This is a genomic window from Myxococcales bacterium (assembly GCA_022563535.1).
In the GTDB taxonomy this organism is placed as follows: Bacteria; Myxococcota_A; UBA9160; order UBA9160; family UBA4427; genus DUBZ01.
The window spans coordinates 1-15,569 of the sequence record JADFNE010000024.1; the positions used below are offsets into that span (position 1 = coordinate 1).

Here is a 15,569-nt window from a genome sequence, read left to right on the forward strand (position 1 = left end):
GCTCTCCACGTCGACATGACCAGGTAGAGGAAGCGATGCCTTCCTTGTCGAAAGGAGAGTTGGGATGGAATCGAACGAATTCACTGTGGCGCTCTTTGCGTTCTCGCCCGAAGGCATTCGCCTTCTCGCCCGCAGTGCTGACCCCGGGCTCGTGGATTCGGTCCGCGAACTCCTGACCGCTGAGCGCAGGCGGGATCTCGCTCGGCTGTGCGGCAGCCCGGTGAGAGCAGTTTTAGCGGGCGATCGTGCGTCTGATGGCGACAGCGGAACGAGCAAATGAGCGGAACCGACAAAACGAAGGGCCGCCGGCTGGCACCAGCGACCCATTCGGGCGCTTGGAGATTGAACATGTTGAAAGATACCAAAATTGGCGGAATGAGTAGCGAGGAAGCGGACCTCCGCGCAGAAATCGGAGAACTCAACGATTTCGACTTTGGTCGGCAACGCAGCGACATCGCGTGTCGTCACAGAATTTCATTCAAGACTCTCGATCGAATCTACGCCGAGGAACATAAGCCGCTCCGGAAGGCGCGAAGTGGCCTGACCCTGACTGAAATCGAACTGTGGCCGGAGGTTGTGGACGGGGCGGACATGCTGGACGGCCTGTCGAAGGCCATCCGGCGCTTTATCGTCCTTGATCCCGAGTCATGCGATGCCGTCGCGCTATGGATCGCCCATGCGCACGCTCATGGGGCATTCGCAATCTCGCCGATTCTTCTGATAACCGCCCCAACCAAGGGTTGTGGGAAAAGTACGTTGCTGGATGTAATCGCTCGTGTGGTCCCGCGTCCACTCTTGAGCGCGGCAACGACTGCTGCGGCGCTTTATCGGAGTGCCGAGCGCATTCCCACAATTTTGTGCGATGAAGGGGACACCTACCTGAGTAGCGATATGCGGCTGGTCACGTTCTTCAACGCGGGTCATCGTCGCGGAGTTCCATTTCGTCTCTGCGAGGGTGAGGACAACCGGCCACGTGAATATCCCTCGTGGTGCCCGAAGGCCATTGCGCAGATCGGATTGCCGAGAGTGCCGCAGATCATCGATCGGTCGATCGTTGTCGAACTGCGCCGCAAGCGTCCCTCGGAACAGTGCAGAGAGTTTTCGTTTCTTGAGTCCTACCCGGATATTCACGAGGTTGCGAGGCGCTGTGCACGATGGACGGACGACATTATGGAGACGCTAGGGGGAATGCGCCCCGTACTTCCGCAGGGATTCGAGAATCGGCTGGCAGATAATTGGCGCCCCCTGTTCGCAATCGCAGAGGCTGCCGGTGGCGATTGGCCAAACCGTGCGCGCCGGGCCGCCTCTGCACTCGGGGAGATAGTGGACGATGACTTGGAGATCATGCTGTTAGAGGACTTTCGGGAGATTTTTGACGATCGAGATTTCGCGTTTACGGAGCAGGCAGTCAGTTTTCTCAATGGTATGTCGGAGCGACCTTGGAATTCGCTTCGACAGGGACGTGGAATCGACGGAAATCGGGTCGCAAGAATGTTGCGAGGCTTCGGCATCCAGCCAGAGCGAATCCAGAATGGGAGCACACGAAGACGTGGCTATCAACCTGGGCAATTCACCGAGGTGTGGTCGCGGTATCTCGAAGGTTCAAAGGATGGAGAGAGCCGGAACAGCTTCTTGGACCCGTCCGACCCGTCCAGCTTGTCCGCTGATCTGGGCCTACTGGACACAGTGGACGGGAGGGACGGACCAGCTTCAGGGCCGTCTGTTGAGTCGGAGCTTGGAGCCGGAACGTGAAAAGCACTCAGCAAACGATCGAACCGCTTCGAGTGGCTCTCCGTCCACGCGAGGCCGCAGAAGCGCTGGGTATTAGCGAGCGGAAGCTGCGTGATTTACTCCCTGAACTCCCGCATCTCCGCTTGGGCGGCGTAGTTCTGATTCCCATTACTGAACTCAAAGACTGGCTTGCGGAACGAGCGAAAACCGCTGTGGCCGAGTCCAAGACAGCTGACGAAATTCTTTCAAGCCTGAAACGCCGAAGACCGTGATGGTTTCGGTATGGTTCAGTTGGAGGTAGTGCCGTGGCAGCGAAAGTCCGTTGGTATCGCGATGCCTGGTGGGTCCGCACCCATGCGCATGGCCGCCGGAGCGACAAGCGGCTCGGCCCGACGAAGGCGGACAAAATTCACGCGCAGACGATCGCGAGGGAAATCAACGCCAAGCTCGTTCTGGGCAATTATCAATCCCACCCTCCCGAGAAACAGGATCAAATCACGTTCCAAGACTTCGCTGAGCTTTGGCTCTCCCGGGAGATCGACCTTCCCTTCGAGCGTCGCTCCGCTGGCCATGTTGCGGCCGGCACTGCACGCACCTACCGACTCCAGATCGAGAAACATCTCGTTCCGTTCTTCGACGATTTCGATCTCCGTACTTTCAAGCGAAGCGACATCCAGCGATTTTATGATCACTGCATCGATTCGGGCAGACCCAGGAGCCCGAAATCGATCGATATGGCGATCAACGTGCTGCGCATGATCCTGGGCTATGCAGAGGGTCAGGAGTTGATCGAGACCAACCCCGTAGAAGCCTGGAAGCGTGGACGGAAGCGCCGGAGGGCTTCTTCGACTGTGACCAAGATCGAGCGCACCAAGGTATTCACCGCCGAGGAATTGACCGACCTTCTGAACCTGGCCGCCGAAGAGTTCACCGAGCACCATCCCTTGCTGCTGTTCTTGGCCCACACGGGGGCGAGAATCGGCGAGGCGTCGGCACTTCGCTGGGAAGACGTAGATCTCGAAGGCGGGACCGCCCGAATTGCGCGAAGTTTTTCGAGCGATATCGAACTCGGTCCGACCAAGACGGGTCGCGAGCGCATCGTCGAACTCTCGAACGATCTAGTGCACACACTCGCGAGGTTCCAACCCAACGTGTTTCCGATCCCAGAAGGCTTGTTGGTGTTCCCAGCCGAGAATGGTGGATTTCTCAGGGCAGCGAACTTCCGCGAACGAGTCTTCAAGAAGTTGGTCCGAGCGACCGTCGGCCCTCACCGGGGTTTGTCTCCCCATTCACTGCGCCACACCTGGGCGAGCCTCCACATGGCCCGGAGCACGCCGCTAAAGTGGATTCAGGAGCAGGGTGGATGGGCCTCAGCGAAGGTCTTGCTCGACACCTACGGCCACTTCATGCCGAGTGAATCGCACGGGTATGCGGACGCAATCATGGGTTCAAACGGCTCTGGGACGGCTCCAACTCTCAGGGCCGCCAATGACCTCAACGACCAACCCGCTCAACCCCCCGAAACTGCAGAAGATCTCACCACCCGCCCCTTCGCGATCAATCCCAGATCCCCGATCATGCACTTAACAGAGCCGCCGCCCTTCTTTAGAAATTCGCTCACGTCGACGGTGATGGGGGTGACGCCGCGATCGCGGACCTGATCCTGCAATCGATCGGATACGCCCATGGGCATGACCAGGAAGCAGTCTCCTTCGCGTTCGTAGCTGAAGGAATTTGCTGCGTAGTGTTGGGCGTCTTCTTTGGACAGTTCGAGGATGTGATCTTTGAAGTGTTTTGTGAGTCGCTTCATGTCGTCGACATCGATCGCGTCGCGGTAGACCATCAACTCGCGGCGGCTCGGCCCGAAGGCGCATAGTGCGGTGTCGCCGTGGTAGTGCGCTTCCAACACGAGACCAACCTTGATGATCGGGGTCGGGGCAATCTTGGGCGCCAGCAGGGTTTCCACCCGAACGTCGGTGCGAAACCCGTATACCCGTTTCCAGGGCGGGATGGCGAGAGTCGGCACGAAGCGCTGAATCTCGAGCGCACCGTGGGTAAAGAGATAGACGTCGCCGGCTGGAAAGAAATCGGCTTCGCCCTCGAAGCGGTACTGCTCGTCGATCTCGGAGATCAAGAAGCCTTCGGCTTCGAGCACCCGGCGGTAGTGGGCCTTCTCTCCGGCGCGAGTCGGTAGCAGGTTTGAAAGGGTGAAGACCTTTGACTTGACGCTGTCGGGATGGTCGACATCACTCTGGCATCCCGCGTTTGCGGGATAGACGAGTCCCGGTTGCTCCGGGTCGGGCGGTACGACGATGACCCGGATGTCGAGATCTTCGAGGGTGTGCTTGAGGCCGCGCCATTGTTCGATCGCCCGCTCGCGATCTACTTTGCGCAGCGTACCCCAGCGCGTACGGGTGTGGGGGTTGGCGCCGCCCTGGACGCTGAAGTGGGACGGGTCGCCCATCAAGACCGTGCGCTGGTAGTCGCAGTCCTGGTGTTCGTTGTCGATCTGCACCTACTCGTCCTTTACTTAGCCCTTTACCCGTCCTTGGGCCTGGGAAAGCCGGGTGGCAAACTGTTCGGGCTGAATCCACCTTCGCTCTCGAGATGTGCCTGGGTGTAGGTTGTATAGATAGAAGCAGTAATGCCGGCGGGCCGGTCGTTGCCGCTCTTCCCCAGTCCGCCAAAGGGTAGCTTGCCACTCGCTCCGGTGGTCCCCTTGTTCCAGTTCAAGATTCCAGTGCGAATGCGACCCACGCTGTAGTCGAAGCTACGTCGCTCTCGAGTGAAGACCGCTGCGGCCAACCCGTAATCTGAATCGTTGATGGCCGCGATCGCTTCGTCGAGGTCGCTGATCGGATAGAGAGCCGCCTCGGGTCCAAAAATTTCCTCGCGCTTGTAGGGATGGTCCTGGTCTGCGTTATGAAAACGCATGAGTCCGGGGCCCACGTAGGGTGAGGGAAGCCCGGGATCGACGTGAAGGATTCTTTCGCCTCCGGCCGTGAGTGCGAACTCTCGATAGTGTTCGACTTTTGCGGCTGCCCCCTTGGAGATCAGCGGGCCCATGAAGACACCGTCATCAAACGGGTGACCGATTCGAATCTCTCGCAGGGTTGCGATCAACTTGTCGGCAAATTCATCGGCGATCGATTGCGCTACGAAGATCCGGCTCGCGCAGGTGCAGCGTTGTCCCGTGCTGACGCAGATCGATAGCGCGGTCTCCGCGACTGCGAGGTCGAGTTCGGCATCGTCGAGCACCGCGATCGCGTTCTTGCCTCCCATCTCCAGGGCCAGGATCTTGTGCGGCTGGTCGAGCACCGCCTCCGCGATTTCACGCCCCACGGCATAGGAGCCGGTAAAGAGAATGCCGTCAACTTCCGGGGCCTCGGCGAGAGCGCGACCCGTATCGGCACCGCCTTGAACAATTTCGAGTACACCGCGCGGCAGCCCGGCGTCTTCCCATAGCTGCGCCATGAACGCGCCGGTGGCCGGGGTGAGATCGCTCGGTTTGAATACGACGGTGTTGCCCGTCGCAAGTGCGGGAACGATGTGTCCGTTGGGTAGATGCGCGGGGAAGTTGAACGGTCCATAGACTGCCAACACGCCGCGCGGGTGATGGGTTGCTCGTGCGCCGCCACCGACATCCTGCACGGAGACCTGCTCCATGCCGAGGCCGAGACTCGTGTCCACTTTGGCGGCGATCAACTTGGCTTCTCCGTTGGCGTCCCAGAGTGCCTTGCCGGATTCCAGCGCGATGAGCCGCGCAAATTCGTCGACCCGCTCGGACGCGATATCGCGAAAGCGGCGCAGGACTGCGGCGCGCTTGTCGAACCCCGCATCCCGCCAATCGGGAAACGCGTGCTTGGCTCGGTCTACAGCTGCGCGTACTTTGGCCGCGTCGGCGATCGGGAAGCGTCCGAGTTCGCGCTCCGGTTCGGCCGGAGATGTACTGATCAGCATTTCACTCATGGCAGCGGTGTGACGGTTACCCGTTCTCCAGCCGCTACGCCGAGGGCTTCGCGGCATTCCTTGGTAACAAGAGGCGTGCCCCACTCTTCTATTGGGACCACGGTTGCGCGGAAACCCCGCTGCGTTTCGCTCGACAGCAGCGCCAGGGGTGCCCCCGCTAGATCGTGTTCGTCGCTGCAGTCTCCCGGGAGCACGAGTTCGCGTCGCTCGCGTACCGATGTAATCGCGTCTCGCGACGCACCGTAGTAAGGACCCCCGTCGAAGGGATCTACCTGGTTGAGGTAGCGGAAGCCGATCTTCTCGAGGATTCGCACCGCGGCTTTGGCGGTCTCGTTCGGCGTACCGATCGTCTCCTGCACGTTCTTTGGAAACAGATTTGCGTAGACGGGATCTCGCGGAAACAGATCGGCGATGAATTGTTTGTTGCGGGCCGAGAGATGGTCTGCTTCGCGGTAATCGAGCCCGGTGAAGTGTTGACCGAACGCGTCCCACAGGAGGTTGCCGCCCGATTCCTTGAACGGAGAGAGCATCTCCGCCGTGATCTCTCGCTGGAATCGATCGGGGTGCATCGACATGTAGGCGAAGCGCACGATCGAAAGGGCTTTGCCGCACTTCTGCGGGTGGTTGCGGTACGCCGGGTCGAGGATCAAGCCGCCGATTTCGGTCGGCCCATCTTCGGTGGAACGCAGCCGGAGTTTTGTATGGACGAAGCGTTTTCCCAGTTCGACACTGCTCCGCTCCTCGGTCGACACTTCGAACCAGTAGTACGGGCTGCCGGGAACGCCGTGTTTGGAGATGATCATCGAAGTCCCGATGACCTTGTCCGCCTCCTGGTCTTTCATCACAAAGACGTAGATTGGCGGATCGTTGGAATTGCCGTGCTGAGCGAAGGAATGCTCAGAGTGTGCAATGCGATGCTTCAGGAACTCCCGATCGCGCGGAAGGTTCATCGAATCGAGTTGCTCGGCCAGGACGAACAGGTCGTCCAGATCCTCGGCCGCAATGGGCCGTAGAATCAGCACGGGAGTCCTAGCTCTTCGCGCACCTGGACCAAGGCCTTCTCCAGGATTGCAAAACCGGCTTCGAGTTCTTCGTCCGTCGTGTTCACCGCGGGCAACATGCGAATCTTGCTCGGGTTCGAACCCGCCCCCAGGAGAATCAAGCCATCGTCGAACGCCGCCTTGAGAACGGCACTCACGACTTCGGGTGCGCCGTTCCAGGGAACGAACGCCTGCATGGCTCCCGTGCCCGAACAGGGGCCGATCGTCTTGGGCATGCGCTTGGCAAGAGATTGGAAGCGTCGCCGGATACGCCCCCCAAGCAGCGCAATGCGTCCTTCCGACCCGAGATAGCCTTCAGTTTCAAGGCGATCAATCATGTGTGCGCCCACCGCCATGCCGACGGTGCTCCCCGCGTAGGTGCCGGCGACGAGACCTGGTCGCGGGTTGTATTCTTTGCAGAACAGCGTGGCGCTGCCCTGCAACAACTTGCCCGCTGTAGCGATGTCGACCAGGTCATCCAACTCGAGCTTGCGGAACGCAAACAGTTCGCCGGTCCTCACAAAGGTCTGCACTTCATCGACCCACACCGCAATCTTCGCTTCCTTGCAGAGACCCATCACGTCGGCAAAAAATTCGCGCGGTGCGGTGTTGAACCCGCCCTCTCCCTGAATTATTTCGAAGCACATGCCGGCAATTTGTCCCGGGTATCTGCGAAGATGCCCCTCGAGCGCGGCCAGGGTTTTGTCAGTTGAATCGGGATCGCTGGGGTCGTAGAACGGCACGTAGAGCACGTTGCCCTTCAACGGGATGCCCTCGCGGAAGGCGGGGCGGTCGGTCATCTCGGCCGTCGCCATCGTGCGACCGTGAAATCCACCTTCGAAGACCACGATCTTCTCGGCCGGGGCATGTTTTTGAAAGATCATCTTGAGGGCGTTTTCGTTTGCCACGGCCCCCGACAACGAAAGCCAGACGTGCTTGAGGCGCGGGCCCGAGTGTCGCAGCAACGCTCGCGACAAGCGCAGTTCCTCCGGGCCGGGCATCAGATGTCCCTGGAAGACGGCATCATTTGCGGCGGCCACGACCGCCGTTTCGAGGAGTTCCGCGTCGTTGTGGCCAAACGCGTAGACCCCGATGCCGCCGATGAAATCGAGCTTCATGGTGCCGTCGGCCAGCCACACCCTTGCACCTCTTCCCGCACCGGAGGTGAGGATCGGATAGATGAGCGGACGCCCTCGCATCCGTTCGAGTTCGCGGATGGATTTGGCGTAGGCTTTCGGACCGAGGGATCGGTCGGCGGCTTCATGTTGCACCGCTGCGATCAGTGCGCGAGCGGCTTCGCGCACCGGTTCCGATCCCACCAGCGAATCAATCGGTGAAGGTTTTTTTCTGCGCGCCATGGCGCCCTTCCTATCGGCGCTTTCGCCGTCCCCCTTTTGCTGGAAATCAGATTCGCACGGCTCTTCGAGAGCCTAGGCGCCCACTTGCCTATCCCTGGAGATTTACGCCCTTAGCCGATATCGTAGTGAAACCGCATCAGCCGAGGCTCAGTCCTTTGTCGTCGATCTGGACCGCTTCGCGGCGAGAGTCGGCATTCTCATTGTGATCTCTGCGTAATCTCCGATAAGAAATGTGTCGACCTACAGACTAATGGTGTCAATTGAGGCACGGTGGCCGGGAATTTGGGGGTATTGAATTGGCACTGCGCCGCAAAAAATCGCGGGCGAAGAAAAAAGCCAAGCGAATGAAGGAAAGGCCGGGACCGCTCGCCAGGGTTTTGGCCAGCGGTCGCGCCATCCGAGCCGCCGCCGAGGCCCCAGCGCTGCCCGCGCCTTCAGTGGTGCCGCCTCCGGCTGGGCACGCGCCGGTGAGTCTCGGCGAAGAGACGAAGATCGCGACCTATAACGTTCATCGCTGGTGTGGGGTCAACGGCCGCGCGGCGATCGACCCCGCTCGGGCGGGTTTCGTCATCTCCGAACTCGACGCCGACGTGATCGCCCTGCAGGAAGTCCTGCGCCCGTACGACAAAGAAGATCCCCTGCTCGCGCTGTGTAGTGCACTGGGTCTGTACTTCGTGTTTGCGGCGACGCGGGTCCACAAGCGCGGCGAGCAGGGCAATGCGATTCTTTCCCGCTTTCCGATCGAGTCCTGTTCCGTTTTCGATATCTCAAATTCGCGAATCGAAAAACGAGGGGTGCTCGCCGCTCAGTTTAGCAATTCGGAACGCAGTCTTTCGGTAATCGCTACCCATCTGTCCCTGGTCGATCGCACGCGATCGCGCCAGGTTCAATCGTTGTTGCAGCACCCCGAACTCAATTCGGGGCCCGCCGTGTTACTCGGCGACATGAATGCCTGGCGCAAATGCAAAGCCACCCGACGACTCGAAAATGAATTTGCGCGGCATGAAAACCAGCAGTGGCCGGCTTCGTTTCCCGCCCTGCGGCCGGTTCTGGCGCTGGACCGCATCTACTCGATCAACGCCGAAATCAAGGAAGTGTATTCGCACAATACACCGTCCTCCCGGCGCGCTTCGGACCATCTACCCATCGTGGCCCGGATACGACTCTCCGGCTAGCAGCCTGTTGAAGAACCCTGACCGAGTCAGGTGCGGTCGTTCGCCCCGAGATCAAGGCGCGGAATCGTGGGCGTAGCCGTAGCTACGGCCGCGGTTTCGCAACGCAGAGATCGGGGTGAAGGGCCGTGCCTGGCGACCGAAGGGTTTTTCAACGGGCTGCTAAATCTCGATCAGCTTCCAGCGACCTCCGCGAAAGCGACCCATCAACACCGCGGTGAGCACGGCGGTAGAGACGAGTCCGCCGATCCATGCCCAGGTCAATCCGCCGTCGAGATAGATTCCCAGAATGTAGGCGGCTGGCAGAAACATGAGCCAACTGATCAGGAAGCGCAGCACCATGGGCCAACGCGTGTCGCCGGCGCCGCGGAGTCCACCGTCGGCAATGATCGAGAGCGCGTCGAAAACTTGATAGATCGCACCGACCAACATCAGGGGCCGCCCTAGTTCGAGGACCCGCGGGTCGTCGGTATAGAGTCTGAGCAGTGGCTCGGCTGCAAACACCAGCAATAGACCCACGACCCCGGCCATTGCGAGACACAACCGCACACCCGAATAAAAACTGCGCTCGGCCGCCGCCAGGTCCTTGGCGCCAATGTATCGACCAACCAAGGTCGAAACCGCGATGCCCAGGCCATAGGCCTGCATGAAAGAGATGGACAGCAGTGAAACGAACACCTGGCTCGCCGCCATGGGGGCGTCGCCCATGCGCGCGACCAGGGTGAGGAACAGCGCATACGAAGACATCTCGAGCCACCACTGTCCCCCTACCGGGAGACCCATGCGCATCAATCGCCGGATATCGCTCTTGATTGGCGCGACCATCTGGGTGGCAAAGGACCGCGCGACGGCAGCGCGCCGAAAGAAATAGAAGAGCGCAAAAAAGTTGGTCCACTCGGCGACCGAGGTCGCGATTCCCGCACCCGCGATACCGAGTTCGGGCAATCCCAACTTGCCAAAAATCAATCCATAGTCGAGCACCGCGTTCAACAGGTTGGCGACGATGCTCGCATAGAGCGGGGTACGGGTATCGCCGACGCCGCGGAAGAACGAACTCAACGCCACTGCCGCGATCAACCCTGGGCACCCCAGTGCGCGGGGCTGCATGTAGTCGATGGCGTAGGGGGCGATCAACGGATCCGGGTCGAGGAAACCGACGAGCAGACCGGCCCCAAAATACAGGGCGGTGCTGAGCAGCAACGTCATCGGTCCCAGCACGTAGATCGCCTGCCAGGCCCAGCTTCCACATGCGCGGTTGTTCCCCGCTCCGTAGTGTTGAGACACAAAGGTCTGGACGCAGGTCGTGGTGCCGACAAAAAAGCACGTCAACGTCCAGAGCCAGACTCCTCCGAAACCTACGCTGGCGAGCTGTGGTGAACCCAGCTGGCCCACCATGATGCTGTCCACGATTTGCATTGCGGTAATCGAGAGGTGAGTCAGAACCACAGGAAGCGCGAGTTTCACCACTTCGGCGGTACCACCGCGCAAGGGGGCGCTGGATTCAGGTCGCGGGTCGGGCGATTGCCGGGATCGGGTTTCGGACGGGTGGCTCATCGGGAAAGGCTCCAGGAGACGACGACGTTTTGGTCATCATTGAGGTCGGGGCGCGGTGCAAAGACGGGGCGCGGTGCAAAGACGAGGCGCGGTGCAAAGACAGGGCGCGGTGCTTCGCGACTGGCTTGTTCCTGAAACCCGGACTATCGGAATCGCGTTTCTGGAACTCGCTATCGCGTCTGTCGCGTATGACGATGACTGCGGAATGAGTCAATGCGCATCATTGGAGTCCTCCTGAACGAAGCCGACCTTTACCACGGGCTAGAGCGTCGTGCAAACTGGTTTGGGGGTTTCTGTGCAAAGATCGACTACACTCGCTCCAGTCGAGCGCTGAGGTGAAGACGATGAGCCGAGCAAATCCTGCGAGAAAGCATTTGAGTGCGGTGCTGATTCTCGCGTTTCTGGCCCTTGATTTTGCGGGATGCGCGAGCTTTCGCGCCGCGCGCTTGTACAACGAGGGGACGGACGCGCTGAACCTGGGCGACTACGAAATCGCGATTTCGCGACTTGATCGCGCAGGCCAGCTGGCGCCCAGAGCGTCTGAGATCCAAAACCATCTCGGCCTGGCGTTTGCATCTACTGGACAGCACGAGAAAGCCCTGTCAGCATTTGAGAAGGCTGTTGATCTCGATTGCTCGAACTCTGCTGCGGTCCACAATCTGGCCAGCGAGCGAGCTTCAGCCCAGAGCCAGTTGAAGACGGGGCTGAAGACAGACACGATATCTGAGCAAGTGCCGTGAGGAGTGCCGCAAGATGAGCGACGAACGAAAGCGGAGTTGGGCCGAGATCGACCAGTTGCGCGACGGCTCGCGCAGAGGCGACCGCGAACGCCCTCGCAATGAGGCGAGTCAGATGCGAACCGAGCAGGCGACCCAGACCTACCTCAAGGAAATCGACAAGCTCTTCTCATCGACCGGCCGCAGCGCCGAGGCGGATGCCCTCGTCAAACGTTTGCGCGACGCCCATGGCACCCCCGAACTCGCAGAAGTTTGCCGGACCTTTCGCGATGCAGTGGGACTGCCCCGAGAAACCGCCCTGCTTTCAATTTTCTTGGATTGCAACGAAGCCGAGCTTGTCGTTGACGCGCTTTCGACCCTGCTCATGTTGCTCGAGCAGGAAGAAATCGAACTCGGCAAGGGCGTTCTGAGTCAGCTCCGCGTCCTGTCCCAGGACTTCGACAACAGCATCGCCGAAGTCGCGGAAGATATTCTCGCAAAGCTCGCCTGAGGGTCTAGCCCATGCGACCCATCGAACTCCAAGTTGGTGGCCACCCCCTATGAAGTACGAAGAAGAACGCGAAAAGTTGGCGAGGTACCTCGACGGTACGGGGTTGAAGCACACAAAGCAGCGCGACGTCATCTTGATCGCATTTCTGGACACTCACGAGCACATCAGCGCCGAGCAGCTGTATCAGGTGGTCATCAAGGAAGCGCCGAGTATCGGTTACACGACGGTGTATCGGACGTTGAAGCTGTTGGTGGACGCTGGCCTTGCCCAGGAGCATCGCTTTGACGACGGCCTCACCCGCTACGAGGTCGAACACGCTCACCACGACCATCTCGTTTGCCTGCAGTGCGGCAAGATCATCGAGTTCAAATCAGAACTCATCGAAGACACGCAGATTGCGATTGCAGATGGATACGGCTTCAAGGTTCTACGTCACCGACACGAACTCTACGGCCATTGCTCGGACTGCCAGGACGCGTAGCGATCGCGATCATTCGGTGCCCGCCGAATTCGCATTCAAGTAGAGCGCGCGAAAATCCGATCCAACCCCCACGGTCGACGAACTGGCACGCCCGTCCTGAGGCGGTCAGCCGCTAGCCGCGGTACTGGGGAAGCAGCTGCGGATCCACTTCGCTGAGCAGGGGCGCCGCAGCGTCCTTTTCGGAAAGCAGCGGTTCCTCGATTGGCCACGGAATTCCGATCGCCGGATCGTTCCACCTCACACCGAATTCTCCCGTGGGATCGTAGACATCGCTGCATTTGTACTCGACCTCGGCGGTCTCACTCGTCACCACGAATCCGTGAATGAAGCCCACCGGCACGAAGAGTTGGCGAAAATTTTCGGCCGACAAGGTGACGCCAGCATATTGACCGAAGGTGGGAGAGCCCCGGCGCACATCGACCGCGACGTCGTAGATCTCGCCGGAAAGGACCCTCACGAGCTTGTCCTGAGGGCGAGCGGTTTGCGCATGCAATCCCCGGAGCGTTCCGCGAACTGAGCGCGAATGGTTGTCCTGGACAAAGGTGACCGTGATCCCTCCCTCACGGAAGCGATCGACGTGGTAGTACTCCAAAAAAAAACCCCGATCGTCACGGTGCACGGCCGGTTCGACCAGGATCACTTCGGGAAGCTGGGTCGGGGAAAATTTCATTTGCGCGGTCCCGCTTCGTTGGCGAGTTGCAGAAGATACGCGCCGTAGCTGTTCTTGCGGAGCTCCTCTCCGCGTTTGATCAATTCGTCTCGGCTGAGATAACCTCGGTGAAAAGCAATTTCCTCCAGGCAGGCAATCTTGAGTCCCTGTCGCTCCTGGATCGTCTGGATGAAATTGGATGCCTGCTGCAGGGATTCGTAGGTACCGGTGTCCAGCCACGCGATACCGCGTCCCAGCACTTCGACTCGCAGATTGTTGGTCTCGAGATACCGCATATTCAGATCGGTGATTTCGAGTTCGCCACGGGGAGAGGGCTCCAGAGCCTTGGCGCGCTCGACTACCGAATTGTCGTAAAAGTAGATACCTACAACTGCATAGTTCGAGCGGGGCTTTTCCGGTTTTTCCACAATCTCGAGCGCGCGAAAGGATGCATCGAACTCGACGACGCCATAGCGCTCGGGATCAGCTACCCAGTATCCAAACACGGTCGCGCCGTCCTCGCTCTCAGCCGCGCGCACGAGTGGCTCGACCAGACCGTGGCCATAAAAGATGTTGTCCCCCAAAGCGAGCGCTACCCCGTCGCCAGCGATGAACTCCTCGCCAATCAAGAATGCCTGGGCGAGACCTCCCGGTGAGGGCTGAACCGCGTAACTGAGTTCGAGTCCGAATTGGCGGCCGTCCCCGAGCAGGCGCCTGAACGACTCCAGATCGTGGGGCGTCGAAATGATCAGAATCTCGCGAATTCCCGACAACATCAGGGTCGAGATCGGGTAGTAGATCATGGGTTTGTCGTAGACGGGCAGCAGCTGCTTGCTCACGCCCAGGGTGATGGGATGAAGGCGCGAGCCCGAACCCCCGGCCAGCACGATGCCCTTCATTGAAACTGACGACATCGACAAAATTCCCTTCTAGTTCTGCGGCTCTCGCGGTCGTGCCCGAGAGCGACCCGGTGGCCGCGATGAGCGCCGCAAGTTAGCTCGAATTGCGGGATTTTGCGGTTGCCGGGGCCGCAGCGGTGGAAGCGATGGGGTTGGCCGCTGCGGACGAGCCCCGGGGCCCGGAGATCAGGCTCGATCTCCGGGCCTCAAGCCTTCAGAAGGCGTCGGCCGCGAAGCGCGTGGGCGGTGGCCCCACAGAGAACGATGCAGAGTACGCTGGCACTCCAGGGGGATAGGCTCGGAACCGGTGGAGCACAGCTGCCGGTTTCTTGGCAAAACATCAATCCGTTGGGAACGGTCGATTGGCCCCACTGGTTGTCCCCCCAACATGTCACGCCGTTGTCGTCGATCGCACAAGTGTGAAAACTGTGCGCGGCAATGTCGCTCGGGTTCACGAGTCCTGAGGGGACCGCCGACGCGCCGTAGCTAGTGAGCCCCCAGCATGTCACGCCGCTGTCGTCGATCGCGCAGGTGTGATAAATCGCTGCGGCGAGGGCGCTGGGGTTTACCAATCCGCCGGGAACGGTCGATTGGCCTTCCATGCTCGCCCCCCAGCAGGTGACACCATTGTCGTCGATTGCACAGGTGTGATCGTAACCCGCGGCGAGCTGGGTGGGGTTCACGAGTCCGCCGGGAACGTTTAGCTGGCCTACGTTATTTCTTCCCCAGCAACTGACGCCATTGAAGTCGATCACGCAGGTGTGATTTTCGCCGGTGGTGATGGCGACGGGGCTCAACAGCCCACCCGGCACGGTCGATTGGCCAAAGTTGCTGCTTCCCCAGCACGTCACACCGACGTTGTCGATCGCACAGCTGTGCTTGGAGCCTGCGGCGACGTGGGTAGGGTTCACGAGCCCACCCGGCACGGATATTCGACCGTTGCCACCGCTCCCCCAGCACGTGACGCCGTTGTCGCTGATCGCGCAGTTATGCGCTTCACCCGAGACGACGACTGTGGGATTCGCGAGGCCGGCGGGCACGTTCAATTGTTCGCTCTCGTTCCACCCCCAGCACGTGATGCCAATGTCGTCGAGCACGCATGTATGGCTGGAGCCCGCCGCGATGTCGTACGCTGAAACTTCACTGGCAACCAGCGTCAGGAACAGAACGAGCATGAGCCGGTGTGGCCACAACGAATACGACGGCACATGCTGTAGATTGATGTTAGAACGATCGCGTGGACTCAAGACAGCCTCCTCTGCTCAGCTACTTACCAACCCAACTACTCAGCCTCTCGAGCATCGATCTTTGCTGCGCGGATAGGCAAGATAGCCGCAATTTTCCTGCAGCGCAGGTGTAATTGAGGGGCTCCATCCGCAGTGGTCGTGGGAGCCGGGCCACTGCGAAGGCGAAATTTTGTGAATTATTGCGAAGTTGCCCACTGCCGTTGCCGGTTGGCCGTCGCGTCGATGAACACAACGGTCCCCCA

Annotated in this window: 15 protein-coding genes; 8 read left to right on the top strand and 7 right to left on the bottom strand. The window is 60.1% G+C overall.

The window, feature by feature from the left end; genetic code table 11:
- The first annotated feature begins 64 nt into the window (after nt 1–64).
- From IH881_09495 to IH881_09510, 4 genes are all read left to right on the top strand, one after another.
- Nucleotides 65–280, top strand: a complete 216-nt coding sequence (locus tag IH881_09495; protein MCH7867918.1) for a hypothetical protein — start codon at nt 65–67, stop codon at nt 278–280.
- Between the two features lie 68 nt (nt 281–348).
- Complete coding sequence (locus IH881_09500) at nt 349–1,752, top strand: DUF3631 domain-containing protein (GenBank protein MCH7867919.1); 1,404 nt, start codon at nt 349–351, stop codon at nt 1,750–1,752.
- Nucleotides 1,749–2,003, top strand: coding sequence for a helix-turn-helix domain-containing protein (locus IH881_09505; GenBank protein ID MCH7867920.1), 255 nt, complete (start codon nt 1,749–1,751; stop codon nt 2,001–2,003). Before IH881_09500 ends, IH881_09505 begins: the two co-directional genes overlap by 4 nt.
- A 33-nt stretch (nt 2,004–2,036) precedes the next feature.
- Nucleotides 2,037–3,392 carry a site-specific integrase gene (locus IH881_09510; protein ID MCH7867921.1) on the top strand — a complete coding sequence of 452 codons (1,356 nt, stop codon included), beginning with the start codon at nt 2,037–2,039 and terminating at the stop codon, nt 3,390–3,392.
- A gap of 877 nt (nt 3,393–4,269) precedes the next feature.
- On the opposite strand, the gene IH881_09515 is transcribed toward IH881_09510, so the two are convergent.
- The 3 genes from IH881_09515 to IH881_09525 are packed head-to-tail and all read right to left on the bottom strand — an operon-like array spanning nt 4,270 to nt 8,098.
- Complete coding sequence (locus IH881_09515) at nt 4,270–5,691, bottom strand: aldehyde dehydrogenase family protein (protein ID MCH7867922.1); 1,422 nt, start codon at nt 5,689–5,691, stop codon at nt 4,270–4,272.
- Nucleotides 5,692–5,696: 5 nt separating this feature from the next.
- Nucleotides 5,697–6,722, bottom strand: coding sequence for an arginine N-succinyltransferase (locus IH881_09520; GenBank protein MCH7867923.1), 1,026 nt, complete (start codon nt 6,720–6,722; stop codon nt 5,697–5,699).
- Nucleotides 6,716–8,098: an aminotransferase class III-fold pyridoxal phosphate-dependent enzyme gene (locus tag IH881_09525; protein MCH7867924.1), complete on the bottom strand. Its 1,383-nt coding sequence runs from the start codon at nt 8,096–8,098 to the stop codon at nt 6,716–6,718. Before IH881_09525 ends, IH881_09520 begins: the two co-directional genes overlap by 7 nt.
- Before the next feature lie 344 nt (nt 8,099–8,442).
- Between IH881_09525 and IH881_09530 the strand changes: the two genes are divergently transcribed.
- A complete protein-coding gene (locus tag IH881_09530; GenBank protein MCH7867925.1) occupies nt 8,443–9,273 on the top strand; it encodes an endonuclease/exonuclease/phosphatase family protein in 831 nt (276 codons plus the stop codon).
- 159 nt (nt 9,274–9,432) lie between these two features.
- Here IH881_09530 and IH881_09535 read toward each other — a convergent pair whose 3' ends face one another.
- Nucleotides 9,433–10,824, bottom strand: a complete 1,392-nt coding sequence (locus tag IH881_09535) for an MATE family efflux transporter (protein ID MCH7867926.1) — start codon at nt 10,822–10,824, stop codon at nt 9,433–9,435.
- A 344-nt stretch (nt 10,825–11,168) separates the two neighbouring features.
- Between IH881_09535 and IH881_09540 the strand changes: the two genes are divergently transcribed.
- From IH881_09540 to IH881_09550, 3 genes are read left to right on the top strand one after another with little or no spacing between them, the layout of a single operon-like run.
- Nucleotides 11,169–11,564: a tetratricopeptide repeat protein gene (locus IH881_09540; GenBank protein ID MCH7867927.1), complete on the top strand. Its 396-nt coding sequence runs from the start codon at nt 11,169–11,171 to the stop codon at nt 11,562–11,564.
- 13 nt (nt 11,565–11,577) lie between these two features.
- A complete protein-coding gene (locus IH881_09545) occupies nt 11,578–12,051 on the top strand; it encodes a hypothetical protein (GenBank protein ID MCH7867928.1) in 474 nt (157 codons plus the stop codon).
- A 49-nt stretch (nt 12,052–12,100) separates the two neighbouring features.
- On the top strand, nt 12,101–12,532 hold the full coding sequence (locus IH881_09550) for a transcriptional repressor (protein ID MCH7867929.1): 432 nt from the start codon (nt 12,101–12,103) through the stop codon (nt 12,530–12,532).
- 112 nt (nt 12,533–12,644) lie between these two features.
- Here the strand turns inward: IH881_09550 and rfbC are convergent, their stop codons facing one another.
- The 3 genes from rfbC to IH881_09565 form a co-directional block, all read right to left on the bottom strand.
- A complete protein-coding gene (gene rfbC / locus IH881_09555) occupies nt 12,645–13,202 on the bottom strand; it encodes a dTDP-4-dehydrorhamnose 3,5-epimerase (GenBank protein MCH7867930.1) in 558 nt (185 codons plus the stop codon).
- Nucleotides 13,199–14,080 carry a glucose-1-phosphate thymidylyltransferase RfbA gene (rfbA, locus tag IH881_09560; GenBank protein MCH7867931.1) on the bottom strand — a complete coding sequence of 294 codons (882 nt, stop codon included), beginning with the start codon at nt 14,078–14,080 and terminating at the stop codon, nt 13,199–13,201. The genes rfbC and rfbA overlap by 4 nt, the downstream gene beginning before the upstream one ends.
- A gap of 206 nt (nt 14,081–14,286) precedes the next feature.
- Entirely contained in the window at nt 14,287–15,327 is a 1,041-nt protein-coding gene (locus IH881_09565) for a hypothetical protein (protein ID MCH7867932.1), read from the bottom strand.
- Nucleotides 15,328–15,569: the final 242 nt, after the last annotated feature.